Origin of the sequence: Synechococcales cyanobacterium CNB, assembly GCA_030263455.1 — a bacterium.
Classification (GTDB): domain Bacteria; phylum Planctomycetota; class Phycisphaerae; order Phycisphaerales; family UBA1924; genus CAADGN01.
This window is the reverse complement of the sequence record SZOZ01000007.1, coordinates 110,641-136,691: the sequence shown is the minus strand read 5'-3', so window position 1 is coordinate 136,691 and position 26,051 is coordinate 110,641. Positions and strand designations below refer to the sequence as shown.

Annotated in this window: 22 protein-coding genes; 9 read left to right on the top strand and 13 right to left on the bottom strand. The window is 71.1% G+C overall.

The window, feature by feature from the left end; genetic code table 11:
* Window positions 1–21: 21 nt before the first annotated feature.
* On the top strand, window positions 22–792 hold the full coding sequence (locus tag FBT69_08485) for a Bax inhibitor-1/YccA family protein (protein ID MDL1904828.1): 771 nt from the start codon (window positions 22–24) through the stop codon (window positions 790–792).
* A gap of 82 nt (window positions 793–874) precedes the next feature.
* Here the strand turns inward: FBT69_08485 and FBT69_08480 are convergent, their stop codons facing one another.
* The 5 genes from FBT69_08480 to FBT69_08460 form a co-directional block, all read right to left on the bottom strand.
* Entirely contained in the window at window positions 875–1,855 is a 981-nt protein-coding gene (locus tag FBT69_08480) for a calcium/sodium antiporter (protein MDL1904827.1), read from the bottom strand.
* Window positions 1,856–1,927: 72 nt separating this feature from the next.
* Window positions 1,928–2,845: a hypothetical protein gene (locus tag FBT69_08475; GenBank protein ID MDL1904826.1), complete on the bottom strand. Its 918-nt coding sequence runs from the start codon at window positions 2,843–2,845 to the stop codon at window positions 1,928–1,930.
* A gap of 99 nt (window positions 2,846–2,944) precedes the next feature.
* Window positions 2,945–3,622, bottom strand: a complete 678-nt coding sequence (locus tag FBT69_08470; protein MDL1904825.1) for a DUF3365 domain-containing protein — start codon at window positions 3,620–3,622, stop codon at window positions 2,945–2,947.
* Complete coding sequence (gene ychF / locus FBT69_08465) at window positions 3,615–4,694, bottom strand: redox-regulated ATPase YchF (protein MDL1904824.1); 1,080 nt, start codon at window positions 4,692–4,694, stop codon at window positions 3,615–3,617. The genes FBT69_08470 and ychF overlap by 8 nt, the downstream gene beginning before the upstream one ends.
* 95 nt (window positions 4,695–4,789) lie before the next feature.
* Window positions 4,790–5,995 carry a DNA topoisomerase IV subunit A gene (locus FBT69_08460; protein MDL1904823.1) on the bottom strand — a complete coding sequence of 402 codons (1,206 nt, stop codon included), beginning with the start codon at window positions 5,993–5,995 and terminating at the stop codon, window positions 4,790–4,792.
* 224 nt (window positions 5,996–6,219) lie between these two features.
* On the opposite strand from FBT69_08460, the gene FBT69_08455 reads away from it, so the two are divergent.
* Window positions 6,220–6,585 carry a hypothetical protein gene (locus FBT69_08455; protein ID MDL1904822.1) on the top strand — a complete coding sequence of 122 codons (366 nt, stop codon included), beginning with the start codon at window positions 6,220–6,222 and terminating at the stop codon, window positions 6,583–6,585.
* Window positions 6,586–6,764: 179 nt separating this feature from the next.
* On the opposite strand, the gene FBT69_08450 is transcribed toward FBT69_08455, so the two are convergent.
* Window positions 6,765–8,141 (bottom strand): SpoIID/LytB domain-containing protein, encoded by a 1,377-nt coding sequence (locus FBT69_08450; protein ID MDL1904821.1) that lies wholly within the window; start codon window positions 8,139–8,141, stop codon window positions 6,765–6,767.
* Window positions 8,142–8,233: 92 nt separating this feature from the next.
* On the opposite strand from FBT69_08450, the gene dprA reads away from it, so the two are divergent.
* Together dprA and lexA are read left to right on the top strand one after the other, a co-directional pair.
* Window positions 8,234–9,397, top strand: a complete 1,164-nt coding sequence (gene dprA / locus FBT69_08445) for a DNA-protecting protein DprA (protein ID MDL1904820.1) — start codon at window positions 8,234–8,236, stop codon at window positions 9,395–9,397.
* 666 nt (window positions 9,398–10,063) lie between these two features.
* The gene (gene lexA, locus FBT69_08440; protein MDL1904819.1) at window positions 10,064–10,726 is read left to right on the top strand and encodes a transcriptional repressor LexA; all 663 of its coding nucleotides are present in this window, start codon (window positions 10,064–10,066) and stop codon (window positions 10,724–10,726) included.
* A gap of 113 nt (window positions 10,727–10,839) precedes the next feature.
* Here the strand turns inward: lexA and FBT69_08435 are convergent, their stop codons facing one another.
* The 5 genes from FBT69_08435 to FBT69_08415 form a co-directional block, all read right to left on the bottom strand.
* A complete protein-coding gene (locus FBT69_08435; GenBank protein ID MDL1904818.1) occupies window positions 10,840–11,511 on the bottom strand; it encodes a hypothetical protein in 672 nt (223 codons plus the stop codon).
* Between the two features lie 32 nt (window positions 11,512–11,543).
* Window positions 11,544–12,752: a right-handed parallel beta-helix repeat-containing protein gene (locus FBT69_08430; GenBank protein MDL1904817.1), complete on the bottom strand. Its 1,209-nt coding sequence runs from the start codon at window positions 12,750–12,752 to the stop codon at window positions 11,544–11,546.
* A 218-nt stretch (window positions 12,753–12,970) separates the two neighbouring features.
* Window positions 12,971–14,122, bottom strand: a complete 1,152-nt coding sequence (locus tag FBT69_08425; protein MDL1904816.1) for a glycosyltransferase family 4 protein — start codon at window positions 14,120–14,122, stop codon at window positions 12,971–12,973.
* Window positions 14,100–14,930 (bottom strand): class I SAM-dependent methyltransferase, encoded by an 831-nt coding sequence (locus FBT69_08420; GenBank protein MDL1904815.1) that lies wholly within the window; start codon window positions 14,928–14,930, stop codon window positions 14,100–14,102. Before FBT69_08420 ends, FBT69_08425 begins: the two co-directional genes overlap by 23 nt.
* Window positions 14,927–16,306, bottom strand: a complete 1,380-nt coding sequence (locus tag FBT69_08415) for a glycosyltransferase family 4 protein (protein MDL1904814.1) — start codon at window positions 16,304–16,306, stop codon at window positions 14,927–14,929. Before FBT69_08415 ends, FBT69_08420 begins: the two co-directional genes overlap by 4 nt.
* A 126-nt stretch (window positions 16,307–16,432) precedes the next feature.
* On the opposite strand from FBT69_08415, the gene FBT69_08410 reads away from it, so the two are divergent.
* Window positions 16,433–17,686 carry a glycosyltransferase gene (locus FBT69_08410; protein MDL1904813.1) on the top strand — a complete coding sequence of 418 codons (1,254 nt, stop codon included), beginning with the start codon at window positions 16,433–16,435 and terminating at the stop codon, window positions 17,684–17,686.
* A 15-nt stretch (window positions 17,687–17,701) separates the two neighbouring features.
* Here FBT69_08410 and FBT69_08405 read toward each other — a convergent pair whose 3' ends face one another.
* On the bottom strand, window positions 17,702–19,327 hold the full coding sequence (locus FBT69_08405; protein ID MDL1904812.1) for a glycosyltransferase family 4 protein: 1,626 nt from the start codon (window positions 19,325–19,327) through the stop codon (window positions 17,702–17,704).
* A complete protein-coding gene (locus FBT69_08400; protein ID MDL1904811.1) occupies window positions 19,324–21,780 on the bottom strand; it encodes a hypothetical protein in 2,457 nt (818 codons plus the stop codon). The genes FBT69_08405 and FBT69_08400 overlap by 4 nt, the downstream gene beginning before the upstream one ends.
* Before the next feature lie 96 nt (window positions 21,781–21,876).
* Here FBT69_08400 and FBT69_08395 point away from each other — a divergent pair, with 96 nt between their 5' ends.
* From FBT69_08395 to FBT69_08380, 4 genes are read left to right on the top strand one after another with little or no spacing between them, the layout of a single operon-like run.
* The gene (locus tag FBT69_08395) at window positions 21,877–23,532 is read left to right on the top strand and encodes a hypothetical protein (protein ID MDL1904810.1); all 1,656 of its coding nucleotides are present in this window, start codon (window positions 21,877–21,879) and stop codon (window positions 23,530–23,532) included.
* Window positions 23,533–23,581: 49 nt separating this feature from the next.
* Window positions 23,582–24,769: a glycosyltransferase gene (locus FBT69_08390; GenBank protein MDL1904809.1), complete on the top strand. Its 1,188-nt coding sequence runs from the start codon at window positions 23,582–23,584 to the stop codon at window positions 24,767–24,769.
* 33 nt (window positions 24,770–24,802) lie between these two features.
* Window positions 24,803–25,396, top strand: a complete 594-nt coding sequence (locus FBT69_08385; GenBank protein ID MDL1904808.1) for an alpha/beta hydrolase — start codon at window positions 24,803–24,805, stop codon at window positions 25,394–25,396.
* Window positions 25,396–26,049 carry a phosphoribosyltransferase gene (locus tag FBT69_08380; protein ID MDL1904807.1) on the top strand — a complete coding sequence of 218 codons (654 nt, stop codon included), beginning with the start codon at window positions 25,396–25,398 and terminating at the stop codon, window positions 26,047–26,049. The genes FBT69_08385 and FBT69_08380 overlap by 1 nt, the downstream gene beginning before the upstream one ends.
* Window positions 26,050–26,051: the final 2 nt, after the last annotated feature.

Below are 26,051 nucleotides of genomic sequence, written 5' to 3'. Positions count from 1 at the left end.
CAACGCACAGGAGGCACCCCCATGCGCACCGCCAACCCGGCCCTGAACGCCTTCCAGCCCGGCTCCACGGCCTACGAAGTCGCCGCTCGCTCCAACACGATGACGCTCAACGGCACGGTCACCGCCTCGGGCGTCCTGCTGAGCCTGTGCGCCGGCGCGGGCCTCGCCGCCTGGATGATCGTCACCAACCCGGCCAACGCCGGCCTTGCCATTCCCATCCTTCTCGCGGGCATGATCGGCGGCCTCGTCCTCGCGCTCATCACGGTCTTCAAGCCCGCCGCGGCGCGATTCACCGGCCCCGTCTACGCCCTGCTCAAGGGGGCGTTCCTCGGCGTGCTGTCGTTCGTCGTCGCCCAGCGGCTCGGACCGGGCGGCGAGGTCGTGGTTTTCCAGGCCATCGGCCTCACGTTCGGCATCTTCGCCGCGGTGCTGCTCGCCTACGTCACTCGCGTCGTCCGGCCCGGCCGGGTCTTCCGCACCTGCGTCATCTCAGCGACGGCCGGCATCATGATCTTCTATCTCGTCGCCCTCCTGCTCAGCCTCTTCGGCGTGTACGGCATGGCCTCGCTGCTCTCCTTCGAGAACGCTTCCATGCTCTCCATCGGTTTCTCCCTCTTCGTCGTCGTTATCGCCTCGATGAACCTCGTTCTCGACTTTGAGCTCATCGAAGCGGGCGTCGAGCGCGGCATGCCCAAGCACATGGAGTGGTACGGCGCATTCGCGCTGCTCGTCACGCTCGTCTGGCTCTACATCGAAGTGCTGAGACTCCTGGCCAAGCTCCGCAGCCGCTGAACGCCACGCGGTCTGCCCGGAGCCGGGGCTGTCGCGCACAGAGGTTCTTGTGCCGGAGGGTGTCCGTGACGATCGGCCTTTCTCACGTGCCCAACGACACGGCGGCGATCCCCGCGGTGTATGCGGCGTAGGTCAGGAGGAGGACGCAGCCGGCGGCCCGGGTCAGCCTCTTGCGGGGCGCCATGAGGAAGAGCGCAAGGGCGGCGACCCCGAGCATCACCGGAACGTCCCGGCGGATCGAGGCCTCGGGCACGGAGAGCGGCGCCACGAGCGCGGCGACGCCCATCACGCAGAGCGAGTTGAACACGTTGGAGCCGACGACGTTCCCGACCGCGATGTCGGAGTGCCTTGTCATCGCGGCCCTGGCGGAGGTGAACAACTCGGGGAGCGACGTTCCGATGGCGACCACGGTCAGCCCGATCACGAGCTCGGACACGCCGAGCCATCGCGCCAGCGACTCCGCGCCGGAGACGAGGAGGTGGGCGCCGAGCGCCAGCCCGGCGGACCCGATGAGGACGAGAGCGGCGTTCTTCGCCCACCACCGGGGCGGGAAACCGCCCTCGGGGGGCGGTTCGAGCTTCGGCGCGTCGGCTTCGAAGAGTTCGGGCGCGCGTCTGGCGACGCGGTAGGCGAGCCAGACGTACACGCCGATGCCCGCGGCGAGGGCTGCGCCTTCGAGGCGGCTGACCCCCCCCCCGAGCATCGCGCACGCTCCGGCGGTGATGGCGACGAGCATGATCGGCATCTCTCGCACCACGACGGGTCGCCTGCAGGCGACCGGCCGGATGAGCGACGCCACCCCCAGGATCAGCGCAACGTTTGCGATGTTCGATCCGACGACGGTTCCGACGACGATCTCGCCGTGGTCCCGCAGGGTGGCGCCGACGCCTGCGGCGAGTTCTGGCGCGCTGGTTCCGAAGGCGACGATCGTGAGGCCCACGACCAGGGGGCGAACGCCCAGCCCTTCGGCGATGAGCGCGCCTCCCATCACGAGCCAGTCCGCGCTCTTGACGAGCAGCACGAGACCGGCGACGAAGAACAGGGCGTCGATCACCGCCGCCATCGAGTGCTCCCCCGGCACGCGCCGATCGGGGCCGCCGCTACGTCTGCCTGCCCTGCGGTCATGCTGTCGGCCTCAGTTGCGGATCAACTCGAATCGTTCCGACACGCGCGGCAGCACGACGACCACGACGCGGGTGGTCTCCGACGAAGACGAGAGCGGCGCTCCCGTCAGCATCAGTTCCCCGATCGTGGGCGCGCCCGGAGGCGGCGGTCCAAACGGGGACACCAAGGCCGTGTCCTGAGGCGTCTCGGGACGGAGCGCGGGTGAACCGACCGACCAGTCGTGCCCCGGGGGCGCGCCGACGACAAGGAGTGCGTCGCCACCATCGGCTGTGAGCGAGAGCGTCAGGCGGGGGAAGGAAAGCCCCGACACGGCCGCGCCGGATACGTCCTGCTCCGTCAGAGGCGCGATGGCATCGCGGCGCCGACGCTCGAGGAGTTGTGGCATCAGTTCCAGCCTCAGGAGTGCGGCCGGTCCTGAACCGTCGGCGCGCGAGAGGTCCGGCGCGGTCCAGCAGCGTGCCAGGAGCCGTAGTCGGCCCGGTTCCATGCGGAGGACGCCGGAATCAAGCCCCACGTAGCGTTCCGACGAGAGTTCAGGCCCCTTGACCACTTCGGCCCATTCCGGCAGGAGGCCGAGCCACTGTCGCTGCACGGGGCCGAGCACGGGCAGGCGTGACCGGAGGCTCTCGACCGCGGTGACGGGCACGGCGAAGACGTGCAGGCCGTTCGCGTGCCACAGCTCGACCTGCTCTCGCGGGGCTGGAACGTTGCGTCCGAGGTGCTCACGGATGGTCGCCGCCAGTGCGCCCTCGCGGTCGTCCACGACCCACCACGACACCTCGATGCCGCTCTCCGCGCCGCGCACCACGGGCGCGGGTGGTGCCGGCGGGTGTGGGCGCGGGCCGGCGCACGCACCGAGGCATGCCGCGAGCGTGGCGAGCAGGCAGGCGATGACCCTGCGAGACGCTCTGGACGGGCAGTCGGCCATGGGCGGGCATCATACGGTCCGGGAGCCGCTCGCGGTCCGGGCCATTCCGTAGCCGCCGATCCGTTCGAGGCTTCGGCACCACCGGATCATCCTTGTGCCTCAGTCGAGCGGGATACGAACGCTGAAGGCGCCTCGCAGGTCGCCGACCTCGAAGCCTGTCGCCTGGTCGTAGGGGTAGAAGCGTGCCAAGGCTTCCGGGACGCCGGCCGCGAGCCGCTCGGTCGTGCCGTGGCAGTGCACGCACAGGTCGATCAGCACGATCGGGCGCATCCAGCGCAGTTCGGTCGCGCCGCCTGTCTGCACGACACGCGAGACCGGCCCCGGGGCGGCCGCACCGGATGCCCACGACTCCAGGGTTGCCCGTTCCCACTCGTCCGGTGCATTGGCGGGGTTGCGCACGCGGAGGGCGGTGCGGCGGACGTCGACGCCCTCGTTCGCCGAGACCTCCGCGCGGATGGACTCGGCCGCGTCGCGGCAGACATCGAGAGCGCGCGCCGCGCCGCCGTCTCCCATCGCTTGCTGCAGTTCTGCGATCAGCGCACGCGCGAGGCTGTCGGCCGCCTTCTCCGCGCGGGCCTCGGCCGCGTGCACCGTCTCCGGGGGCGCGTCGGCCGGTTTCTCGGCGAACGGATCGGTGCGAGAACACCCCGCACCGATCGCGGCGAACCCTGCCAGCGCGACCATCACACCCCGCACCATGCCCGCATGATACGCCCCGGCCATGAGCGATCCGTGGCGCGGCGCCGTTCGAGGCTCTGTTCGTCGGGTGTCACACATTGAACAGGAAGTGGCAGACGTCGCCGTCGCGCATGACGTAGTCCTTGCCCTCGGTGCGCTGTCGGCCCGCGTCGCGGATGGCTTTTTCGGAGCCGTACTTTTGCATGTCGTCCACGGAATAGACCTCGGCGCGGATGAACCCGCGTTCGAAGTCGGTGTGGATCGCGCCGGCGGCCTGGGGTGCCCTGCTGCCTGCGGGGATGGTCCAGGCACGGATTTCCTTCGGGCCTGCGGTGTAGAAACTCTGGAGGCCGAGCAGGGCGTAGGCGGCCCGTGCCAGTTTGTGGAGGGCAGGTTCCTCGAGGCCGAGAGCGGCGAGCATTTCGGCCCGCTCGCCCGGTTCGAGTTCAGCGAGTTCGGCCTCGATCTGGGCGCAGACGGGAACGAACCCGGCGTGATGGGCCGCGGCGTGCTCGCGGACACGGCGTGCGTGTTCGCCCTCACCCCTGGGGTCGTTCTCGCCGACGTTGGCGACGTAGAGGACCGGCTTGGCGGAGAGCATGGCCAGGCCGCGCATGGCGCGTCGCTCGTCGTCGTTTTCGAGTTCGAGACCTCGAACGGGCTTGCCTTCGCTGAGGAGTGGTTCGGCCTTCCTGAGGACGCTCAGGCGTGCCTCCGAGTCGGCTTCTTTCTTGCGGGCGGACTTCTCGGCGCGGGGGATGGCGTTCTCGACCATCTGGAGGTCGGCGAGGATGAGTTCGAGTTCGACGGTCTCGATGTCGCGGGCGGGGTCGAGGGAGCCATCGACGTGGGGGACGGCCGCGCTCTCGAAGCATCGGACGACGTGGATGAGTGCGTCGACGTCGCGGACGTGGCTGAGGAAGGCGTTGCCGAGTCCCCCCCCCTCCGACGCCCCGCGGACGAGTCCGGGCACGTCGACGACCTTGAGGGTTGCGGGCACGATCTTCTTGGTCTCGACGTGCCGCGCCAGGGCGTCGAGCCTGGGATCGGGGATCGGGGCGACGCCGACATTGGCGCGGGCCGCGCCGCCGGGGTCGGCGGCGACGCCGGTCAAGGCACGAAAGAGCGCGGTTTTTCCGACGTACGGCAGCCCGACGATCCCGACTTCCATGCCTTGCGCCCCTGGGTTCCGGCGATCAGCTCTCGAAAGGGGGCAATGCTATCCCGCGCGAGGACTCGTGCAGCGTGCCCGGTGCCGAGCTGCCGTCAATCCAGCCAGTCCTTGGCCTTCAGCCGTTCCGGGACGTAGGTCTCGGTCACGTAGCTGATGTCCTTTGTGATGAGCGATTCGACCTCCATCTTGAAGCCGTTGCGGAGGAGTTGGTCGATCTCCCTTCGCCAGGCGGGCTTGTCCTTGAACCAGGGGTAGGCGGCGATCTGCTTCGCGCGTGCGACGTCCTTTTCGTTGAGCGCGATCTGGACGTCGTCGGAGAGTCCGCAGCGTTGGTAGTCGATCGCGCGGAGGCCAAGGAACTTCGCCTGCGGGATGGCGAGCCGCTCGCTCTCGAAGGCGAGGGAGATGGAGCCTTGCTTGATGACGCTGTAGATGTAGTGTCCCCAGGGGTCGCAGTCGAGGAGGCAATAGACGGGCAGATTCAACTCCTCATGGAATCGACGCAGAAGCCTCCGGACTCCTCGCGGCGGCTGTCCCGCCCCGTGCGTGAGGATGCAGTTGTGCGTCTCCCAGAACCGATCCTCGTTGAACCGTCGCCACACCGTCGCCTTTTCGACGTGCAGCACGAACTTCGCGTCGCACCGCTTGAACTGGATGACGTCCGGCTCGACGATGCTCGGGATCGAATAGCCCCCGGACCCCATCCTCCGCCCGTCGATCTCGTCTCCAGTGTCTACGAACGTGATGTTCCCGACCAGCGAGCCGCGCACGTCCGCGAAGACGTGCAGCTCCTCACGCAGCGAACCCAGGGTGACCTCCAGGTCTTCGAGCGCGGCGTCGCTCTCGCTCTGGTCAGCGAATGTTTTTTCCTTCGTCCCTGGGATCGTGTGCAGCCCCCTGTAGAACATCGCTCGCAGGCTCGCGGTCTTGCCCTCTTCCAGCAGGCCCTTGATCCCCGCGGCCTGCAGCACCACCTGCATAAACACCTTCGCTTGATTCAGGTTGAAGAGTTCGCGGGTCTGTGTGGCGTCGCCCATCCGCAGGATGCCGTTCTCGCGGTCCCACGTCGTGTTTGACTTCGCGCGCGTCGGCACCTCGATCGTCGGCGCCTCGCCGGCGTGCGCTGCCTGTGCGACGCTCCGAGCGAGCGCGCCGATCTTTTCGAGCGTTCCGTCGCCGCCGCGCGTCGATCGGCGTTTCCCGGCCGGCGTGCGCCCTCCGGACGAGCCGCGACCGTCAGGGAGCGCTTCTCCCCGGCCTCCCGAACTCGCTTTCGTTCCCGTCGTCTTCTTCGCCATGGTCATCGCATCCTTGCCGTCGAGACGTACCCCACTGCGCCCCTCTTCTTCCGCGATCGGCATCGACTTGACGCATGATACGGATCCCGGGCCGCCTCACCCCCGTTTTGTGTTGTCCCCACGCCACGGCGTTGCCCCGCGTCAACACGCTGGCCGCCGCGACCCCGTCACATTGCCCGCGAATCCCCTTCGATCCGCGGCACGCCGCTTGTACCATGGCGGGTGTGAGGAAGAGAAGCGTCCCCATCGCGCCCGCGGTCCTGGCGATCGGCGTCGCCGCCGCCGGCCTGGGATGTGAGTCCACCTCTTCCGCGCGCCGTGCCTCTCTCCCCGCGCCCGCGCCGAATCCCACCTGGGAGGCCGTCCTGCCCGGTCGCGTGGTGGCCGAGGCTTCGCCGGTGGATCTCGCGCAGGCCGGCAGGCGGCGCGACTCGGCTCTCGCGCTGCGCGAGCCGCATCCGCGCACGGCGCTCGACGGCTGGCCGCAGGAGCCGCGCACGACCCTTGACCGCCAGCGCAGGCTGCTCTTCTCGACGACCGACCGTACCTTCATCTACTACCGGCTGGAGCGAACGGACGTCGTTCGCTGAGAGGGGCTGTCTCACGCGGGAGCGCGGAGACGCGGAGGGGAAAGATTGACAGAGCGGGTGGGACGGTCGTCTCGCGTGTGACGAGTCCACGGCCTCTCGTCCGGGGACCTGGGTTGCGGCATTGCAGGCGCCATCGCTGAGACTTCCTCTTTCCCTCCGCGCCTCCGCATGAGCAGCACTCAGTAGAGTCGCTCGAGGCGTGCTCCGGGGTAGAAGTGAGCGAGCATCCGTCCGTAGTCCCAGTGTCGTCGAGCCATGCCGTTCATGCAGAACTGGCAGGCACCGACGCCGTGTCCCCACCCGCGTCCGCGGATGACGATCTCGCGTGCACGCATCTCGAACTCGACGTCTCCCGAGCGTGCCTGTGCGGCGCGTTCCGGGGCGGGCAGCCCCTCGGCGGGGTGGTTCAGTGCCTGCCGGAGGTGCTCGGCGTTGAGTTTGTAGGTCTTGCCCTTGTCGTCCGCGATGGTGAACTGCACGGGCCTGCCGGCCGCGTTCACCTCGACGGGCACGATCGAGCGGACGTTCCCGAGCGCCTTGATTGACAGCCCGTTCGCCGCTCCGTACGCCGCGATGCGTTTGGAGACATCCTCGACGGTGCGCGTGACCTGCCATCGGTACGCCTGCGATGACTCGCAGAAGGTCGCCCGTGGCGCATCCACCTGGAGCGGGGGCGCGCCGTTGAACTCCCACCCCGTGCTGGTGGGCCAGATGGAACCCGCTCCCATGGGCCGTCCGCCGCAGGTGCTGGAGTAGTACGCGCGCAGGACGTCGCCGCCGACGGTGAGGGCCTCGCCGCGGGTGTCGCGCGCCGCGCGCACCGCGGCCTCGTGCTGGGTCCGGCCCGCGAAGACCTGGTTCCGCGCCGTGTTTTCGAGGTCGAACGCGCGGCCGCGAAGGCGCGCCCGTGCCCGTTCGTGCAGGGCGTAACTCCGTGCCGCGACCGCCTGTGCCCTGTACGCTTCGAGCGGCCAGTTGTCGAGCAGTTCCCCCGTGAGCACGCCGGGGAGGTAGGACTCGATGGTGGTCACGTTGATCACGTCGATCGCGCCTTCGCCCGCGTCTGTGCGGGGGTGGACTTCGACCGTGCCCGGAAAGGCCCGGTTGTCCACGAGCAGGTCCGGCTCGGTGGGCTGGCGTGAACCCGCGGCGCGGGCGGTACGTGCCGGGACGACCGCTCGCACCTCGACCGGCGCGCCCTGATCGAAGCGTCGTTCCACGCCTGCCGCGTCCTTGGCGACGAGCACGCCCGCCTCGGCGCGCAGGTCCAGAGGCGTCGTGCCGATCCACTCGCCGAAGGAGCCGACCGTCCGCACGGCGACCTGTGCCGGCCCCGCGATCCGCACGGACGGCGCTTCGCGCACGATCCGCACGCGCACGTCCGGCTCCACGCCCGCCGCAGCCTTCGACGCCCGCGGCGTCGTCTGGCACGACACGCTCACGAGCGAGAGCAGCAGCGCTACGCCGACGGCCTGGACCGCCACCGCTCCGCGCGGTCGCGCCGTAGCCGCGACCCCGCCACACCACGCACGCACGATCTGAAATGGGGTGATCATCGCCTTCGGCTCCGTCCGTTGGCCTGCCCGGGGGAGTGTATCGTCGCGCGGGGCCGCTGGTGGGGAGCAAGGCGGTCTGTACACTCCGCCCCATGCCCGCCGTCTCACCCCGGCTTTTCGACCTCCTTCGTCTCACCATGACGCCGGGCCTCGGCCCAGTCCTCGTTGCACGCCTCCTCGAAACCTTCGGCACGGCCGAGCGTGCCCTCCACGCCTCGCCGCGCGAACTCGAGCGTGTTCGGGGCATCGGCGCCGGCACCTCCACCATCATCGCGCGTGGCCTCAGGGAATCCGCGTCGCTCGCCGAGCGCGAACTCGAACTCGCCGAGCGGCATTCGGTTTCGATGCTTGCTCTGGGGGACGACGGGTACCCGCCGTTGCTCGCCGCCATCCCCGCCGCTCCGCCCGTTCTCTATGTGCGGGGGGTGCTTCGGTCGGCGGACGCCGACGCCTTTCCGGTGGCGATCGTCGGGTCACGGGCTTGCACGGGGTACGGCGTCGAGCAGGCCGAGCGATTCGCGGGCGTTCTTGCCTCGAACGGACTGACGGTTGTATCCGGCGGCGCGCGTGGGATTGACTCGGCGGCGCACCGGGGAGCACTGCGTTCGGGGGGCCGGACGATCGTTGTGCTCGGGTGCGGGCTGGTGCACGCCTATCCGCCCGACAATGCTCCCCTGTACGACAAGGTCGCGGACGGGCGCGGGGCGATCGTGTCTGAACTGCCGATGAGCGTCGTGCCGACGCCGGAGAACTTCCCAGGCCGCAACCGGATCATCTCGGGCCTGAGTCTCGGCGTGCTCGTGATCGAGGCAGCGGAGGGGAGCGGTGCGCTCATCACGGCCCGGCACGCCGCCGAGGAGCAGGGGCGTGAGGTCATGGCGCTGCCCGGGCGGGTCGATTCGCCCGCGAGCGCCGGCTCGCACGACCTCATCAAGCGCGGCGGCGCGGCCCTGGTCACGGGCCCAGCGGACGTCGTGGCTACCCTCGAATCCGCGGCGCGCCACCTCGCAGCGGGCACCCATGCTCCGCGCTTTGCGGACCCCGCGGCGGGCCTGTTCGAGCCAGAGCCGGCGGCAGCGCCGAACCTGAGCGAGCGTCAGCAACGGATCGTCGGTGCGCTGGGCACGCCGCGTTCGACCGACGAACTCGTCGCCCTGACGGACCTGTCGGCTGCGGACCTTCGCGTCGAACTCACGATGCTGGAGATCGCCGGGCGGGTGCGTCGCGTGGGCAGCCGTTTCGAACGGCTGACCTGATCTCGCTTTCCCAACCCCGGGTTCGGAGGCCCAGCGCACTTTCCGCGCTGCATGAAACGGCTCTCGGACCCTGCTGAAACGACGGCCGCACCCCCCTGACAGCCCCACAACCGGTTCTGACAGGGACTTCCGATTTTGTGCTTGCCGTGTGGAACCTGATTGGCTATCTTGTACCGAACATCGGACGGGAAACTTTCTCGCCCGATCCGGTTGTCGGTCGATTGTTGGGGCTGTCGGTTCGGAGTCCGGCAGGCCAGTCGGGGAGTCCGGCATGGCACCTTATTCGGGTCGGAGGCCCAGTCATCTCGGCGTGGCGCGTCCGGAGGGGCGCGCGGCGCCCTCGCCGCGTACCGCGGAGCCGTGCCGTGCTGAACCTGCTTGCACCCCGTCGTTGGACCGTCACCCACCCGCGTCGCAACGCGCCGCTGCTCCGGTTCGGTCCGGGCGGGGAGTTCCAGTGCGAGTACCTGCCCGACCCGACCGGCTCGGGAACCTTGATCCGGCGCGACGCCTGCACGAGCGAGTCCTTGCGTTCGCCGGTTGCGGCATCCGGGCTTCTGCTGGCGGCGGCGTCGGCGATCGGTTTGCAGGCTGCCTTGCTCCGCTCGATGGCAGAGTCGTTCCGCGCCGCGTCGTGCGCGGGACTGGAAGTTTCCTGTTCGTCGGATGTCGAGCGCGCCGCGCGCCGGCTCACCCTCATGGTGGAGGACCACAACCATGAATCTCACGCCCAAGCAACTCCGCATCCTGCAGCTGATCCGCGACTGGCGCATCCGGCATGGCTATTCCCCGACCATGCAGGAGCTCGCCGACGAGATCGGCGTCAGCAAGGTCACGGTCTTCGAGCACGTCGAGGCGCTCATCAAGAAGGGTGCGCTCGTGCGCGAACCCAACAAGGCACGCTCTTTGTCGATCGCTGACGGCATCGCGGTGCCGGACGAGGCGAGGCCGCTCCGCTTCCCGCTCGTGGGGAAGATCGCGGCGGGGTACCCGATCGAGAAAGTCCCCGACATCGATGAGGTGGACCTCGGCGACCTGCTCTGCCAGGCCTCGCGCACCGGCTCCACCTTCGCGCTCAAGGTCGAGGGCGACAGCATGCGCGACGAGGGCATCCTCGACGGCGATTACGTTCTCATCGAACGGCGCGACACGGCCTCGAATGGCGATCGTGTCGTTGCGCTTCTGCCCGACGGTTCGACCACGCTCAAGACGTTCTACAAGGAGTCCGACCACGTCCGGCTCCAGCCCGCCAACCCGCAGTTCGAGCCGATCCGCGTCAAGCACTGCCAGGTGCAGGGGATCGTGCGCGGCGTCGTCCGCCGCTACTGACGGCTCCGGCGTCGTCGCCGTGTCCCGGCAACAGCGGAGGCCCGGAGTGGGCCTCCGGGCCTCGCTTACCCCTCTCCAGACTCGTCGGGGCGCGGGGTTCACGGCGAGTGTCGTCAGCAGCCGGCGGCCCAGAGGTTGAGGAAGGCGATGAAGTCGAGGGTGTTGATCGTGCCGTCGCCGTTGACGTCGGCGCGTGGTTCCTTGGCTGCCCAGTCGTTGAGGAAGGCGATGAAGTCGAGGGTGTTGACGGGGCCGTCGGCGTTCCAGTCGGCGGCGCAGATGACGGCGACGTAGTGCTCGTCGTCGTCAAGGTTGATCCAGCCGACATTCTCCGCCCAGGCGTAGCCGCGGAAGCGCCCTGCGGCGGAGTCGAGTCGGGCGTGCTGGTTGTGGACGAGGAGGGTGGGCTTGGTGTTGAAGTTGATCCAGCCTGCGTTCTCGGCCCAGGCAAGTCCGTCGAGTGAGCCGTCGGGCGTGATGTTGACGCCGAAGTCCGTGCCGTGGGTGTTGGCGTAGCGGTCGCCGAGCCCTGGGGTGCCGTCGCCGAGGTTGATCCAGCCGAGGTTCTCGCTCCAGACGAATCCGGAGAGGAAGGTGGCGTGGACCTTTGCGCCCTGCGAGGCGGTGGGGGAGCCGGCGTCGCGCCAGTTCATCCAGCCGGCGTTCTCGCACCAGGACCACTTGTGGATGGGTGAGACGTTGCTGGTCTGGGCGAGAGCGGGTGAGGCGAGCGCTGCGGCGGCGAGTGCGGCTGCCGGGAGAGAGCGCTTCGTGCGAGTGCTCATGGGGAGCTCCTGCGTTCGGGTGCGGTCGCGGTTCAGTACGCGAAGTTCGCCCAGGGGTTGGTGGAACTGAAGCCGCTGCCGGGGTTGGTGATGATCTGGCCGTACTCGCTCCCCACGGGGAAGGAGTAGTTGGTGGTGTTGCCGCGGGCGGTGTTTCGGACGACCATGCAGTCCGGGGCGGCGTGGATGCCGAAGGCGTTGGAGACGACCTGGTTGGAGTCGATGCGGCATGAGGCACCGACGGCGCGGATGCCCGCGCCGGAGTTCCCGAGGCCGTTCTGGAAGCAGGTGTTGCCCGTGGCGGTGGAGTTGCCGATGTCGAGTCGGATGCCGTCGCGCTGGTTCATGGTGGCCTGGGAGTTGGTGACGGATCCGCACGAGACGTAGAAGCCGTCGCGGCCGTTCTGGTAGGCGGAGCAGTTGGTGGCCATCGAGCCGAAGTTGCACCAGAAGCCGTCGATGGTGTTGTACGCGGACGTGCAGGAGGAATAGTTGGAGCCGTAGCCCGCGATGAATCCCGTCGCCTTGTTGTGCGTGGCGATGCAGTTGTTGGCGGAAGCGATGTCGTTCAGCTCGAAGCCGTAGGCGTTGTTGTTCCGCGCCGTGCAACCGTTGAGCGTGGCGGCGCTGCCGAGCCAGAAGCCCGAAGTACCGTTGTCGTCCGCGGCGCAGTCCCTGATCGTGACGGCGCTGCCCGCGGAGATGCCGGTGAAGGCGTTCTGGCGCGCCATGCACCCGGTGATGACAGCGAGATTGCTGGTGGTGATCCCGGTCCCGCCGTTGTTCGTCGCGGTGACGGACTCGATGCGAGCGGCGGAGGATTTGGTGGCGTCGATGCCCGACTCGCCCCAGCCGTTGACGGTGCCGTTCCGGATGGTGATTCCCGACTGGAGCGAGGTTACGAGGATGCCCGAGTTTGAGCCGTTGACGCCCTGGAGTGTGAAGCCGGCGAGGTCGATGGTGACGTTGGAGGCGGCGATCTCGACGCCGATCTTGCCGCTGACACCCTGGACGTTTCCGAGGAGGTAGTACGAGCCTGGCTGGGTGATCTTGTAGAGGCTGGGCGAAGCGTCGTTGTCGCCTGGGGTGGTGGCGGGGCCGATCGGGATGCGAGGCTCGACCACGTCGAGGGGCTTCATCGTGCTGGTGACCGGGCCTGCGGGCGGGTCGATCGGCCCGGCGAGGGCGGCGGCGCAGGCGAGGCCGGCGAGGAGGGTGGCGATGAAACGATGCGTGCGCATGGGTTGCTCCTTGGTCTCTGTTGCGGGGGTCCGGAGGGCAGTGCGACGCCGAGTTCCGGTCTGGCTGGCGGAACCGCGAAGTTTGTCGGCGGGTTCACGCTGGGCGTCGTGCGGGGCCGACAGCGGATGGGGTGAGACCTCGACGCTGCTGTCGGGCGCCGATGGTCTGTGGATGAGTGGAGTCGAGGTGCACGCCGGAGCGAGCGACCCGGTCCCCGCTACGCGGCCATGGCCCCTTCGCCCGCGCTGGCGGCGCGCAGGATCGCGCGGGCACGGTTGGCATAGGAGTACCGTTCGGCGAGGGCGCGTGCGGACTCGACGCGGGCCGCGGCCTCGCGGTCGGACTCGGCGAGCGCGCCATGCACCGCCCGCGCCAGGTCGCCCGGATCGTCGGGGGTGAACCAGCGCACCGCAGGCTCGCGCACGAGCGCGCGCAGCGCGGGGACGTCCGAGGCGACGATCGGCCGGCCCGACGCGAGGTACTCGCCGAGCTTGACCGGGCTGGTCCACGCCGCGGAGGGGTGCTTCGCGCTCGGGGGCAGGACGAGCACGTCCGCGTGCCAGAGGTGCGGCGGGACGCGGCAGAACGCGACGCGCCCGCGCACGTCCACGTTGCGCAGCCCCAGCGAGACCGCGGACCGTCGCGCCGCGAGGATGTCCGGGTCTGCGCCGCCGACGAAGTGGACGGTCATGCCGTCGAGCAGCGACGCGGCCCGCAGCAGCGTCCCGACGCCCTTGTAGGCGTAGAGGTGCCCGGCGTAGACGACGTGCGGCCCCGGCCAAGCGTTGTAGGGCGAGGCGCCGGTGTCGTGCGGGGGCGTGAACAGGTCGGAGTCCACCGCGTCCGGCACGACGAACACGCGATCGGCCGCCGCGCCGAGCGCGGTGTACTTCTCGGCGAGCACGGTCGAGATCGTGGCGCAGGCGAGAATGGGCCGCTCGTGTCGTCCGACAGCGCGCAGGGCGGAGATGGCGCCGAGGGCATCGCCGTCGGCGTCGAGGTGCGTTTCGAGCACGGTCGGGACGCCGCGCTCGGCGCACGCCAGCGCGCCGCGGCAGTGGCGTGCGTAGACGAGGTCGTACCCTTCGCGTGCGATGCGTTCGGCGGCCCACGCCGCGAACTCGCGCAGGTACGCGCCGTTCACGAGCAGTTCGTCGCGCTGGTCGGGCAGGTCGGCGCACTCGAAGCGGACGCGCGGCTCGGCGTAGGCGTTCGCGGCCGAGGCGAGGCTCCAGCCCCGCTCCGGCCGGCGGCAGAAGACCGCAACCTCGTGCCCGAGGCGCACGAACCCGCCGCAGGTCTTCACGACGTTGATGGCGTAGGCCCGGTGGCTCCCGGGCGCGAGGTCAGAGATCGCGGCGATCCGCATGGTCGCCTCCGTTCATCGCGGTTGCGCGTCGCGCGGCATCGACCCGGCAGAGCACGGCGTGGCATCGCAACTCGGACCGATCCGCGAGGTGCAGCCGGAAGGCGGCCTCGCCGCGCAGGCACGAGCGCACGGGCCGATCGTCCTGCGGCACCAGGCGGCTGCGCACGGGCCGAAGCCCGCGCGACCGCAGGAACGACAGGAACTCGCGCCGCGACCATTCGCGGACGTGCTCGCGCTTCACCGCCTCGCGGCAGGCGCGGCCGCGCACCCGGTCGCGGTCTGGCGTCGAGACCAGCACGAGCGAGCTCGGGTGCGCGAAGGCGAGGATCATCGCCAGCGCCGGGTCCGGGTCGAGCAGGTGCTCGATGACGTCCACGAAGAGGATGAGATCGAAGGTGCGCCGTGCCTCGATCGCGGGGCGTTCGAGGTCAACGGGGTGCAGGCGGGCGTGCCGGCATCGCGTGCGAGCGATCTCGATCGCGCTCGGCTGGTCCATCCCCTCGGCGTCCGCGCAGACCGGCTCGATCCACTCGGCGAGTTTGGTGCCCGGGCCGCAGCCGACGTCCAGCACGCTCCGCAGTCCGCGCCGCAGCACGAGGCACGCGGCCCAGCGGTAGACGTGGCGCTGGTAGCGTCCGCTCATGGCCAGCCGCGCCGGGTGCCAGTAGTCCGGGTATTCGCCGGTGTGGTCGAGGCTCTCGTTGCGCACGCCCTGTCGGTAGCCGTGTGGCAGGCCGAAGTCGGTGGGGTCGCGTGCCGGCGTGCCCGCATCGACAACCACGGGCCTGGTTCTTGTCGCTGTCGTCATGCCGCTTCCTCCGTCGAGCGGTCGCGTGCGGTGCGCAGCGATCGGACCTCGCGCCCGATGGCGTCGAGGAACGCGGCGCGGCGATCGGGCGGCAGCCGGTCCGCGAACCCGCGCAGGCTCCGCGTCCAGGCATCGGCGCACGCGGGTTCACCGAGCAGCGCGCTGTCCCAGCGCACGGGCGTCGGAGCGGTCGTCGCCGAGCGTGTGCCCGCCATGGCCATCCGCGCCGCTTTGATCTCGCGTTCGAAGGTCGCCCGCAGCCCGAGCCGCTGGCGCACGCTCGCCGCCGCGGCGGACCCGAGCGATTCGCTCCAGTCCGCGTCGCGCAGCAGTTCGCCGATCGCGTAGGCGAAACTCTCGGCGTCGCCCGGCACGCAGAGTCCCGTCACGCCCGTCTCCACGGGCGCATCCAGCCCCGGGGCGGCTGCGACTACGACGGGCGCGCCGGCGCACATCGCTTCGATCACCGTCTTGGGGTGCCCCTCGTAGGCCGAGGCCTGCGCGTACACGGCGCAGCGGCGCATGCGTGCGAGCAGCTGGCGGTGCGGGATGCGCGGCTCGAAGCGCACGGGCGCGCCGAGGCGCTTCGCCAGCGACCGCAGCGTGCCCTCCTCCGGTCCCTCACCCACCACGTCCAGCCGGACGAGCGGCCCGCGCGGCGCGGCCATCCTCGCCGCGGCCTCGATCAGCACGTCGACCCGCTTGCGCGCCACCAGTTGCCCGGCATAGAGCACCGTGCCGTGCTCCCGTTCGCTCGCGTGCGCGGGCGGCTCGTCGTCGATGACGAAGTTCGGGATGAGCACGGCCCGTTCGCGGGCGACGCCGTACCGCCAGCACACTTCGTCCAGCATCAGCGGCGAGGTTCCGATCACGACGTCCGCGCCGCGCACGATCTCGCCCTCGCGCGACGCGACCTCCGCCGCGATGCGCGACTCCGGCCCGTGCTCGGCGGCCTCGAAGCGAGACCAGAGGTACCCCCCCCGCGCCGCGAGTCCGATCCTCAGCCCTGATTCCCGCAGTCGTGCCGCGATCGCCAGGGCTTGCTCGCCCGAGGCGAACTGGTTGGTGCGCACATAGGCGGACGCGCACCCGGAGGCCGCGGCGGTCGTCAGCCGTGCCGCCTCGGCCCGCCACGCCGCTCGCTCGGTCCCGTCGCGGTTGCAGACGCATTCGAGGGGGCATGTGGAAGGGAGCGAGCGGGCGATCTCGGCGTCCTGCGGCCCGCCGTCGCTCACGACGATGAGCCGTTCGAACGCCGCGGCCAGCCGCTCGACGAGGGACCACTCGCGTTCGAGCAACCCGAGGTCGCGCCAGGCGGAGAGAGGCGTTCCCTCGCTGAGCACAAAGACCATGGCGTCGGCGACTCTGCTCTGCACGGCGTCCTCCGGCGGGTCGGCGCGCAGCCATGCCCGTCCGACACGCTTTATCGGCCGATCGGCCCCCCGCCTCTCGCGGGATTGCCTTTCTCGCCCCGTGGCGGGGCGACATCCGATGACACCCCCATGCCGCCCGTCAGCGTGCTGCTTCCGGTCGCCACCGACTCCGCCCGGCTCTCCGAGGCGTTCGCCAGCATCGCCCGCCAGACCGTCGCGGACCTGGACATCCTCGTCCTGCTCAACGGCTCCGACGCGGCGACAGAACGGCTTGCGTTCGGGCTTGCGGCATCGGAGCCTCGCGCAAGAGTGATTCGCGTCGGGCCGATCGCAAACCTCTCGGCCGCGCTGAATGCCGGCCTGCTGCACGCCCGCCACGACCTGATCGCGCGCATGGACGGTGATGACGCCTGCCCGCCAAACCGCCTGGCGGTGCAGGTCGCGCGTCTGGAGGCGGAGCCGGGGCTGGCTGCGGTCGGGTGCGCGTGGGATATCATCGACGCCGAGGGGCGCATCACAGCGACCGTCCATCCCCCGACCGATGCTCAGGAGATGCGATGGCGGCTGCTGCTGGAGAACCCGCTGGCGCACGGGTCGATGGTGATGCGTCGCTCGGCGGTGATGGCAGCGGGCGGGTATGACCCGCGTCGCTCGCGTGCCCAGGACTACGACCTTTGGCTTCGCCTCGTCGCGATAGCGCCGATAGCGGCGGTACCCGAGACGCTCTACACCCACCGCCAGCGAGCAGGCACGTCGGCGTTCGCGTCGTCCGTGGAACAGGCCCGCGCTGCGGCGGAGCTGCTGGCCGCGTGGTGGAGCGTGCTGCCGGCGGGGGATCCGGGGTTCGTCGCCGGCGCGCTCGCCGAGGCGATGGCGTGCAACGACGGCCCGGCGCGTTCGGCCGAGGCTCTCGCCGCCCATCTGCGCGCCCGCGTCCCGACGCGCGAGGCCCTGCTCGCCTGGCTCTGGCTGGGGTGGCGATTCCCGCCCGTCGAGCGTGCCGCCATGGATGCGTGCCGGCGGAGCCGGGTGCGCGAGGTCGGCGCGATGCTGCGTGCCGCGAGCGTTCGCCGGGTCCGACTCTGGGGGGCGGGTGCGCACACGGCGTGGCTGCTGGCGCACGCCCACGACTTGGGCGTCGAGATCGCGGGCCTGGTGGACGACCGTCTCGCGGGGCATGCCCGCCACGGCCTCACCGTCGCCCCCCCCGCCGCGCTCCGACCGGGTGAGCACGTCCTGATCTCCACCGACAGCGCGGAGGAGGTGGTGTGGCGCGTCTCGCTGCCGCACCGGCAACGCGGCGTCGTCGTCTGGAGGCTGTACGGCGAGAACGAGGGGGAGCCGCACCGTGCATCGCACACGCCGGTGCCGCACGCTGCCTGACTCGATCAGCGTGCTTTACCCGGCCAAGGCGTAGAGCGGGACGACCGGTCGCTCGCCCGCCCACTCGCCCGCGCGGCGGAGCAGCAGCGGTTCGTGCTCGTCGCTTGAAATCACCACCGCTTGGACGCCGAGGCGTGAGGCTTCGCACGGTGTGACCACCGGCCTGCCGAAGAGCGTCGGAGGCGGGCCGCTCGCCTCCCCTGCGCGGTCGTCGATGATCGCCACGATGGAGGGCGAGCGTTCCACGGCCCGTCGCACGCGACGCGTGTGGCGGCCCGCGCCGTAGAGCGCGATCCGTGCCGCACCGCGGTGAGTGAGGCGCTCGACGGCGTCCAGCAGCAGGCGGTCGGCGGTCGTCGGCTGGTCCGGCAGGCGGAGCGAGAGCGTCACGCCGGGTTCGAGTTCGATGCCGTCCCTGGTTTCGCGCCGCGGCGGGAGTCCCACATCATCGAGCCACGACCTTGCGAGCGCGCGGAGGGAGCGGGGTGAACACTCTCCGAGCAGTTCGAGCGCGCCGAGCATGCGACCCCACCGTGCGGCGATCGCATCGGGCGAGCGATCGTCGGAGCGCTCTGGCGTTCGCGCAGCCTCGTCGAAGAACGCCGCGAGCCGCGGTTCGAGCACGCGGGTATCGAGCGAACGGCGGGCGGCGGCGTGCGCGGCCTCGCCCATGCGGACCAGCATGTTGCGATCTTGCGCGAGGGCGGCCAGTTTTCCGGCCATCTCGTCCATTGCGCCGATCGGGACGATGACACCCTCGACGCCGTCGCGCAGCAGTTCCGCGGCGCCGCCGCACCCCGTGGTGATGGCCACGGCACGGGCGGCGGCCATCGCCTCCATGACCACGAGCGGCCACCCCTCAGCGCGGCTGACCAGGACGAGCGCATCGTGCGCCCGGTGCAGGTCCGCCATGCGGTCGAGGTGCAGCGGGCCGAGGAGCCGCGCCCGCCCCGCCGCGATGTGCATCCGCAGGGCGTGCTCAAGCCCGGCGCGTGAAGGCCCGTCGCCCACGACCGTCAGCACGAACGCCACCCCCCGGTCGTGCAGGCGCTCCGCGAGCGTGCCGAGGTCGAGCACGCGCTTGTTCATCCCGTCGAGCCACCCCGCGAAGAGCAGCCGCAGCGGCCCGGGGGCGTTCGGGGGCGTGGGTGCGGGAGGCACGTCGATCGGGCACGGGAGGGTGCCCCCCTCCTTGGCCGTGATCGTGCGTGCGACCGATCCGCTGACGGCTCGCCAAGCGTCGGCCAAGGGCAGGCATCGCTCGTAGAGGTCGCGTGCGAGCAGGTCGTTGCCGTGGCACCACGCCGCGCAGCGCACGCCTCGATGCCTCAGGAGCGAGCACGCCACAAATCCCTGCACAAGGTCGTTCGGCAGGACGACGCGAGCGCCCGCGTGGAGGAGCGCGCTCCGCAGTGCGCTCACCTGCGCCGCGGGGTCCGCGCCTTCGGACCACGCGCAGAGCGAGAGGCCCGGCGCGCCCGCCAGCGGCGTCGCGTTCGCGTCGTCGATCGTCACGCCCGCGCCGACGATCATCGGGGTGACGGGGCAGGACGGCAGGCGCGCCAGCCGTGAGCCCGACACCGTGACTCCGCTCACGCGGTGGGCCCGATGCAGCCCGACGGCGACGTGCGGCCGGCTCATGCCGCGCGCTCCCCGACTCGGAGGAGATCGCGCTCGTTCTCCGCGCCGAGCGAGTCCGCGACCATTCGCAGCATCCGGCGGGCGAAGGTGGTCTGCGTGCAGCGTGCCCGCACGCGCCCCGCCACGAGCGCGGACCACGCCGCGCGCAGGTCGGGCCGCTCGATGAACGCCTCGATGCGCCGTTCGAGTTCGTCCGGCGACGCGAAGCCGAGGGCAGCGGGGTCGCCCAGGAGCCAGGCCGGGTCCGACTCGCGTTCGACCTCGCGGGCTTGGCCGCGCCGGGTGCGTTCGAGGGCGCCCCGTCCGATCCAGAAGCACGGCCCCGGCTCCATCCCGATGCGCTGCATGAGCGCACACGCCGCCAGCGCGGCGGGGCTGTCCGTCCAAGCGAAGCCCACCGCGTCGTCGCGTTGGGCGACCGGCTTCACGCCGCGCTCGACCAGTTCCGCCCTTGCCCGCGCCCGCAGGGGGGCGACGGCGTCTGCGGTCATGCGGCAGAGCGCGACGCCGCCCGAGAGCGCGCACTCCATGACGCGTTGATGCACGATGGCGCCAGGCGAGACGTGCAGGTGGGCGACGGCGGCCCGGTACGACGCCCGCAGTGCGTCGCCGTGCTCGAGTTCGCCCCGAGCGAACTCGGTGAGCGTGGGGTGCTTGTCCCAACCCTTGCCGTAGAGGCGGAACCGCCAGCCGCGCCGCGCGCACACCTCGGCCGCCCAGTGCGCGGCCTGGTGTCGGACGATGCGCTCTGCGATCGGCATGACGTACTGGTGTCGCAGCAGCGCGGACAGGGTGTCGTCGTCGCGGCCGAAGGTCTCGCGCACGGCGCGTTCGGCGATGAGGCGGAGCGACCGCACGAGGCTACCCGCGAGGGGGTGCGCCGCGGCGGCTCGGACCATCGGCCACGCGGCCTCGAACAGGCGCGTCGTCGTCGCGCCTTCACGGGCCGCGTCCGCGACGAGCCGCGCGTGCAGCGCGTCCGGCGGCTCGCTCTGGTGGGTCGCGTAGGCGATCTCGCACTCGTGCTCGCGCAGCAGCGACGGCTCGACGGGGCCGGCGTGGAACTTCGACTCATCCGCCGCGACCGGCGAGGGCAGGGTCCGCTCGCGCGGGTACCCGAACTTTTCGATGAAACTCGCGTGCACGTGCCCGGCCACGAAGTCCAGCGGCCCCATCGCCTCGCCGACGCGGCGGTCGAAGAGGTGCGGCAGCGCGTCCTGCACCCAGCAGACGAGGGGCACGTTCGCCGGCAGCAGCCCGTCGTAGGACGAGGATCGCGTGTAGTTGATGATGACGATCAGGTCCGGTTCCAGGTCGCGCACCGCGCGCAGCACGCTCACCGTGGTGAGTATCGCGCAAGGGTCCGGCTCGGCCAGCACCTGGACGCGGCAGCCTTCGTTGCGGAGGCAGCGAGCCAACCCCTCGGCGGCGTGGCGCACGAACGTCGAGTACCGGCTCGTGGGGATGAGCACGCGCAGCGGCCGCCCCCCCCTTCGGGCCTCGCCCCAGCGGCGCGCCCACCACACCGCGTCGCGACCGGCGTACACGCTCCCGATCTCGTCGCGCACGCGCTCGAACTCCGCGGCCTGCGCCCGCGTCAGGCGTGCGAACGCCTCCGTCGGGGGCTGGGCGAAGCGGGTACGGACCACGTGCAGCGGGACGAACGCCGGCACGACCTGCACGTCCAGCCGCGCGCCGGCGTCGCGCTCGAAGCGCGCTACGCCATCCGCGCCCGCGTACACCGCGACGCGCGGGTCTGCCAGGCGATCGCGCAGGTCGCAGACGGACAGCCCGTCGAGCAGTTCGGCCGGGTCCGCCTGGAGCACGCACACGCGGGGCCGATACCCGACCACGTTCGGCGGCGTTCCGTCATACACCGCGATGAAGACCCACGGCGGGTCCATGCCTTCGATCGCGAGAGGGCGAGGGAACAATCCGAGTTTCGACAACTGGGCTTGGGCGAAGCGTGCCGCGACGGTCCGCTGGTCGCTCAGCCCGACCCAGGCCGACGCTCCGCGCGCGTCGCGTCGCCGCCGCACGATGTTGCCGTCGATGGCTCGGAAGCAATCCCAGCGGGGCAGGGAGCGTGCCCACTCGTCCATCGCGGCCGCCAGGTCGGTCCCGCGAATGGCGGCGGCGTTGTCGCGGCAGGTCTCCAGCCGTTCGGCGTGGGGCACACGATCGTCGGGCAGGGAGTTCATCGCCCGTCGCAGGTCGGCGACGTCCGAGTCGCCTTGCGCGTGCTGGGGGAGCGCGTCGAGCATCTCCCGGGCTGGCGTGATCAGCCCGAGCCGGGCGAAGTTCGCCGCCGCGAGGAACCGGATGCCCGCGTCGGACGGCACCACTTCGAGGGCCTGGAGAGCGATGGGGAGGAACTCCCACGGGCGGCCGCTCCTGCCCAGCGTGATGACATCGTTGCGTGTGAGTCGTCCCTGGGTCGGGTCGGGCGGCATCGGGCGTGTATCGACCCGCCCCGGCGGCCGAACGCAGTTTCCGCGCCGGCGTGCCTCGCTGGGCCGATCGCCCACGCTCGGCCGATAGACGTCGCGATGCGCGACACCCTGCCCCGTCTTGCCTCCCGCCCGGCCGATAAGGTCCTCACGCTCGCGGACCTGCTCGTGCGCCGTCAGGCCCTCCGTGACGCTGCGCGTCGGCTCGTCCACTGCCACGGGTGCTTCGACATTGTGCATCCTGGGCACGTTCGTCACCTGCGTTCGGCCAAGTCGCTGGGGGACGTGCTGCTGGTTTCGATCACGGGCGACTCTGGGGTCTCGAAGGGCGCGGCACGGCCGCTGATCCCGCAGGAACTCAGGGCGGAGAACCTCGCCGAACTCGACTGCGTGGACTGGGTGTACGTGGACACGCACGCGACAGCCGAGCCGCTGCTCGCGGCGGTGCAGCCGGACGTCTACGTCAAGGGCCGGGAGTACGAGTTCAACGACGATCCCCGCTTCAGGGCGGAGCGCGAGACGGTGGAGCGAGCGGGGGGTCGAGTCGTCTTCACTTCCGGCGACGTGGTGTTCAGTTCCACGGCCCTGATCGAGGCGCTGGCGGCTTCTGCCGACCCGTTTCAGGGACGCCTTGCCCAACTCGCGGCACGCCCCGAACTCGATGTCGCCGCGCTCACCGGCGTGATGTCCGGCTGGCGGGACAAGCGGCTCGTGGTGGTGGGGGAGACCATCCTCGACACCTATGTCTTCTGCGACCGTCCCGAGGTCGCGGGTGAAAGCCCTGTGATGACCCTGCGGCCGGTGGAGCGTCGCGCGTACGACGGCGGCGCGGCTGTCATCGCGCGTCACGCGGCCGCCCTCGGTGCTCGGCCCATCCTCATCACGGCCTTGCCGCGGGAGGACTCGATCGCGCAAGAACTGCGCATTCGTCTTGAAGCCGAGGGTGTTGAGGTCCGGGCGATCGACACGGATGCTCCGATCGCGGAGAAGCAGCGATTCCTCGTGGGCGTGCAGAAAGTGATGAAGCTTGACCTGGTGCCTCAACCGACGCTCGACGCCCGGCAGCACGATGCTCTGATCGAACTGGCCCGCGAGGCCGCGGCCGAGTGCGGTGGGTGTGATGGTGCGATCATCGCGGACTTCGGCCTCGGGCTGCTCACGCCGCCGATGGTTCGCGGGCTGTGCCGCGCGTTGCGACCGCTGGCGGGCGTGCTTGCGGGCGACGTGAGCGGCCGTCGGCACGCGCTGCGCTCGATGCGCCGCATCGACCTCGCGTGCCCGAGCGAGGCGGAACTGCGCGACGCCTACGCCATGCACGACGAGGGCCTGCCCGTCGCGGCGTGGAGGCTGATGCAGGAGACCCGTGCTCGGGCGGCGATCGTCACGATGGGGCCTGAGGGGCTGATCGCGTTCGACCGGCTTCCGGACGCGGAGACGCCCGGCGGTGACCCGTACCGCCCGCGCGTGCGCGGCGAGCACGTCCCCGCGATGACGCCGCACGCCATCGACGCCTTGGGATGCGGCGACGCGCTGCTCACCACGGCGACGCTCGCGCTGTGCGCCGGCGCGCCGCTCATCGGCGCGGCGTTCCTCGGCTCGGCGTCGGCGGCCGTCCACGCCCAGCGGCTCGGGAACCCCCCCCTCGGCCTGAGCGACCTTCGGCAGTCCGTGACGCGCCTGCTCGCCGCACGGCTCGCCTGGGCGGGGACGGACGCCGTTCGCGTGGTGACGGGTCGAGTGCGCGCGGCGTCGTGAGCCGGAGGGGGGATCGCACGCGGAGCGCGTGAAGGGAGCGGAGCCGATCATGCAAAGCGTGCCTCAGACCGCCTCGCCATTTCGTCGCTTCGTCGCTTCATCGCACGCTCTCTCCTTCGTTCTGCCCACGCGAGACCGCCATGCCCGCCTGTTGGCCACGCTCGACGCGCTCGGGGCGTGTCTGCCGCCCTGCGCAGGGGGCGAGGTCGTGATCGTCGATAACGACTCCGAACAACCGGTCCGCGTGCCGCGCACGCTCGCCAACGGCCTGAGCGTCGTGGCGCTCGTTCGTCCGCGCAACGAGGGCGCGGCGGCTCGCAACGCCGGCGTGCGCGCCGCCTCCTCGCCCTGGATCGTCATGCTCGACGACGACTCGCACCCCGAACCCGGTGCGGACCTGGACGCGATTGCCCGGTCGCTCGCCGCGCGCGGCGCCGACACGGCGGCCGTGATGGCGGACATCCACCTGCCCGCGCTCGGGCGGCGCGAGTCCGGCGGGCTGCCGGAGGTGTTCATCGGCTGCGGCGTGGCGATCCGGCGCGATGCGTTCCTTCGTGCCGGCGGCTACGACCATCGCTTCCACTACTACGCCGAGGAGTACGACCTCGCGGCGCGGTTCCTGCTCGCCGGCGCGCGCGTGGAGTTCGATCCTGCCTTCCGCGTGCAGCACCACAAGTCCGGCGAGGGGCGGGACATGAACGTCATTCTCGCCCGTCTGGTGCGCAACACGGCGTGGGTGACGCAGCGCTACGCGCCGGAGCACGAGCGCCGCGCCGACCTGCGTCGTGTCCGGGCTCGCTACCGCGCGATCGCCCGCACGGAGCGAGCCGAGGCGGGGATCGGGGAAGGGCTGCGCGACCTTCGCCGCACGATCGCGTATCAGCGGCGCACGCCGATGCGGGGGCCGATCTGGGAGCGGTTCATCGGGCTTGCGCACGCTCGCGAGGCGCTGCACGCCGCCTTCGCTTCGCGCCCGTTCCGCAGCGTGTGCGTCGCGGAGTCCGGCCGCAACGAGTGGGTCGTGCGTCGCGCGATCGACGAGCTCGGCGTGCGGACGGTCGAGCGGCACGACGATGCCGAGGCGGTCGTGATCGGCACGCTCTCGCCCGGCCCGATGCTCGACGCGGCGGAGCGGCTGGGCGCGGGCGGTCGGCGCGTGTTGCGACCGTGGCTCGTTCCGGACGTGCCCGCGTCGGCGGTCGTGCCCGGGATCGGTGCGGTGAGCGCGGCGGCCTGAGCCTGGGTGTACCATGACAACGGAGGTCGCGCGATGGCCGTCGAGGACGTGTACGTCCGGACGCCGGATGCCGAGCTGCCGGGGCTGCTCACGGTTCCCGACGGCGCGGGCGCGCTGGTGATCTTCGCGCACGGAAGCGGGAGTTCGCGTCTCAGCCCGCGCAACGCCGCCGTGGCCCGCACGCTGAACGGAGCGGGCCTCGCAACGCTGCTCTTCGACCTGCTCACGCCCGCCGAGGCCGAGCACCGGCGGCTGGTCTTCGACGTTGGCCTGCTCGCGCTGCGTCTGCGCGGCGCGATCGACTGGGCGCGATGGCTTCGTCTCACCGCGACGCTGCCCGTGGGTCTGTTCGGCGCGAGCACCGGCGCTGCGGCCGCGCTGATCGCCGCCGCCGAGGAGCGCCGCGTCGGCGCGGTCGTGTCGCGCGGGGGCCGCCCGGACCTGGCGGGGCACGCGTTGGCGCGCGTGCGTGCTCCGACGCTGCTGATCGTCGGTTCGCTCGACGACGCGTGCATCCCACTCAACGAGATCGCGTACGCCTCGCTCCATTGCGAGAAGCGGCTGGTCGCCGCGCTGGCGTGCGACTGGTTCACCGGCCATCTCGTGCGCGCCGGGGAGGCGGGTTGATGCGCTTCCGCGACCGGCGCGACGCGGGGCGGGCGCTGGCCCGCGAACTCGTCCGGTTCGCGGGCGAGGCGCCGGTCGTGCTCGCGCTGCCGAGGGGGGGGGTGGTCGTTGGCGCGGAGGTCGCGTCCGCGCTTCGTGCGCCGTTGGACGTGCTCGTCGTGCGCAAGATTCCCGCGCCGCTCTCGCCCGAGCTGGCGCTCGGTGCGGTGTGCGAGATGGGCGGGGAGCAGGTCCACCTCGACCCGCGCACGCTGCGCGAGACCGGCGCGGCCGAGGAGTACGTCCGCGCCGAGGCCCGGCGGCAGCTCGACGAGGTCCGTCGGCGCGAGGCGATCTACCGGGCCGGACGGGCCGCCGTCCCGATCGCGGGGCGTACGGTCATCGTCGTGGACGACGGCGTCGCCACTGGATCGACCGCGCTGGTCGCGCTTCGGGCGGCGCGCCGCGCCGGTGCGGCGCGCGTCGTGCTCGCGGTTCCCGTCGCCTCGCCCGAGTCCGTTCGCGCGCTCGGCCGCGACGCGGACGAGGTCGTCGCGTTGGCTGTCCCGATCGGCTTCTACGCCGTCGGCCAGTATTACGACGATTTCTCCCAGACGACCGACGACGAGGTCGTGCGCCTGCTGGCCGAGTCCGGCTCGCGCCCGCCGGCATGAGC

Bases quoted from the DNA above. Each gene is read 5' to 3' on its own strand.
- FBT69_08485 (MDL1904828.1), top strand. From the start codon at position 22: ATGCGCACCGCCAACCCGGCCCTGAACGCCTTCCAGCCCGGCTCCACG.
- FBT69_08480 (MDL1904827.1), bottom strand. From the start codon at position 1,855: ATGGCGGCGGTGATCGACGCCCTGTTCTTCGTCGCCGGTCTCGTGCTG.
- FBT69_08475 (MDL1904826.1), bottom strand. From the start codon at position 2,845: ATGGCCGACTGCCCGTCCAGAGCGTCTCGCAGGGTCATCGCCTGCCTG.
- FBT69_08470 (MDL1904825.1), bottom strand. From the start codon at position 3,622: ATGTGTGACACCCGACGAACAGAGCCTCGAACGGCGCCGCGCCACGGA.
- ychF (MDL1904824.1), bottom strand. From the start codon at position 4,694: ATGGAAGTCGGGATCGTCGGGCTGCCGTACGTCGGAAAAACCGCGCTC.
- FBT69_08460 (MDL1904823.1), bottom strand. From the start codon at position 5,995: ATGGCGAAGAAGACGACGGGAACGAAAGCGAGTTCGGGAGGCCGGGGA.
- FBT69_08450 (MDL1904821.1), bottom strand. From the start codon at position 8,141: ATGATCACCCCATTTCAGATCGTGCGTGCGTGGTGTGGCGGGGTCGCG.
- dprA (MDL1904820.1), top strand. From the start codon at position 8,234: ATGCCCGCCGTCTCACCCCGGCTTTTCGACCTCCTTCGTCTCACCATG.
- lexA (MDL1904819.1), top strand. From the start codon at position 10,064: ATGTCGAGCGCGCCGCGCGCCGGCTCACCCTCATGGTGGAGGACCACA.
- FBT69_08435 (MDL1904818.1), bottom strand. From the start codon at position 11,511: ATGAGCACTCGCACGAAGCGCTCTCTCCCGGCAGCCGCACTCGCCGCC.
- FBT69_08430 (MDL1904817.1), bottom strand. From the start codon at position 12,752: ATGCGCACGCATCGTTTCATCGCCACCCTCCTCGCCGGCCTCGCCTGC.
- FBT69_08425 (MDL1904816.1), bottom strand. From the start codon at position 14,122: ATGCGGATCGCCGCGATCTCTGACCTCGCGCCCGGGAGCCACCGGGCC.
- FBT69_08420 (MDL1904815.1), bottom strand. From the start codon at position 14,930: ATGACGACAGCGACAAGAACCAGGCCCGTGGTTGTCGATGCGGGCACG.
- FBT69_08410 (MDL1904813.1), top strand. From the start codon at position 16,433: ATGCCGCCCGTCAGCGTGCTGCTTCCGGTCGCCACCGACTCCGCCCGG.
- FBT69_08405 (MDL1904812.1), bottom strand. From the start codon at position 19,327: ATGAGCCGGCCGCACGTCGCCGTCGGGCTGCATCGGGCCCACCGCGTG.
- FBT69_08400 (MDL1904811.1), bottom strand. From the start codon at position 21,780: ATGCCGCCCGACCCGACCCAGGGACGACTCACACGCAACGATGTCATC.
- FBT69_08395 (MDL1904810.1), top strand. From the start codon at position 21,877: ATGCGCGACACCCTGCCCCGTCTTGCCTCCCGCCCGGCCGATAAGGTC.
- FBT69_08390 (MDL1904809.1), top strand. From the start codon at position 23,582: ATGCAAAGCGTGCCTCAGACCGCCTCGCCATTTCGTCGCTTCGTCGCT.
- FBT69_08385 (MDL1904808.1), top strand. From the start codon at position 24,803: ATGGCCGTCGAGGACGTGTACGTCCGGACGCCGGATGCCGAGCTGCCG.
- FBT69_08380 (MDL1904807.1), top strand. From the start codon at position 25,396: ATGCGCTTCCGCGACCGGCGCGACGCGGGGCGGGCGCTGGCCCGCGAA.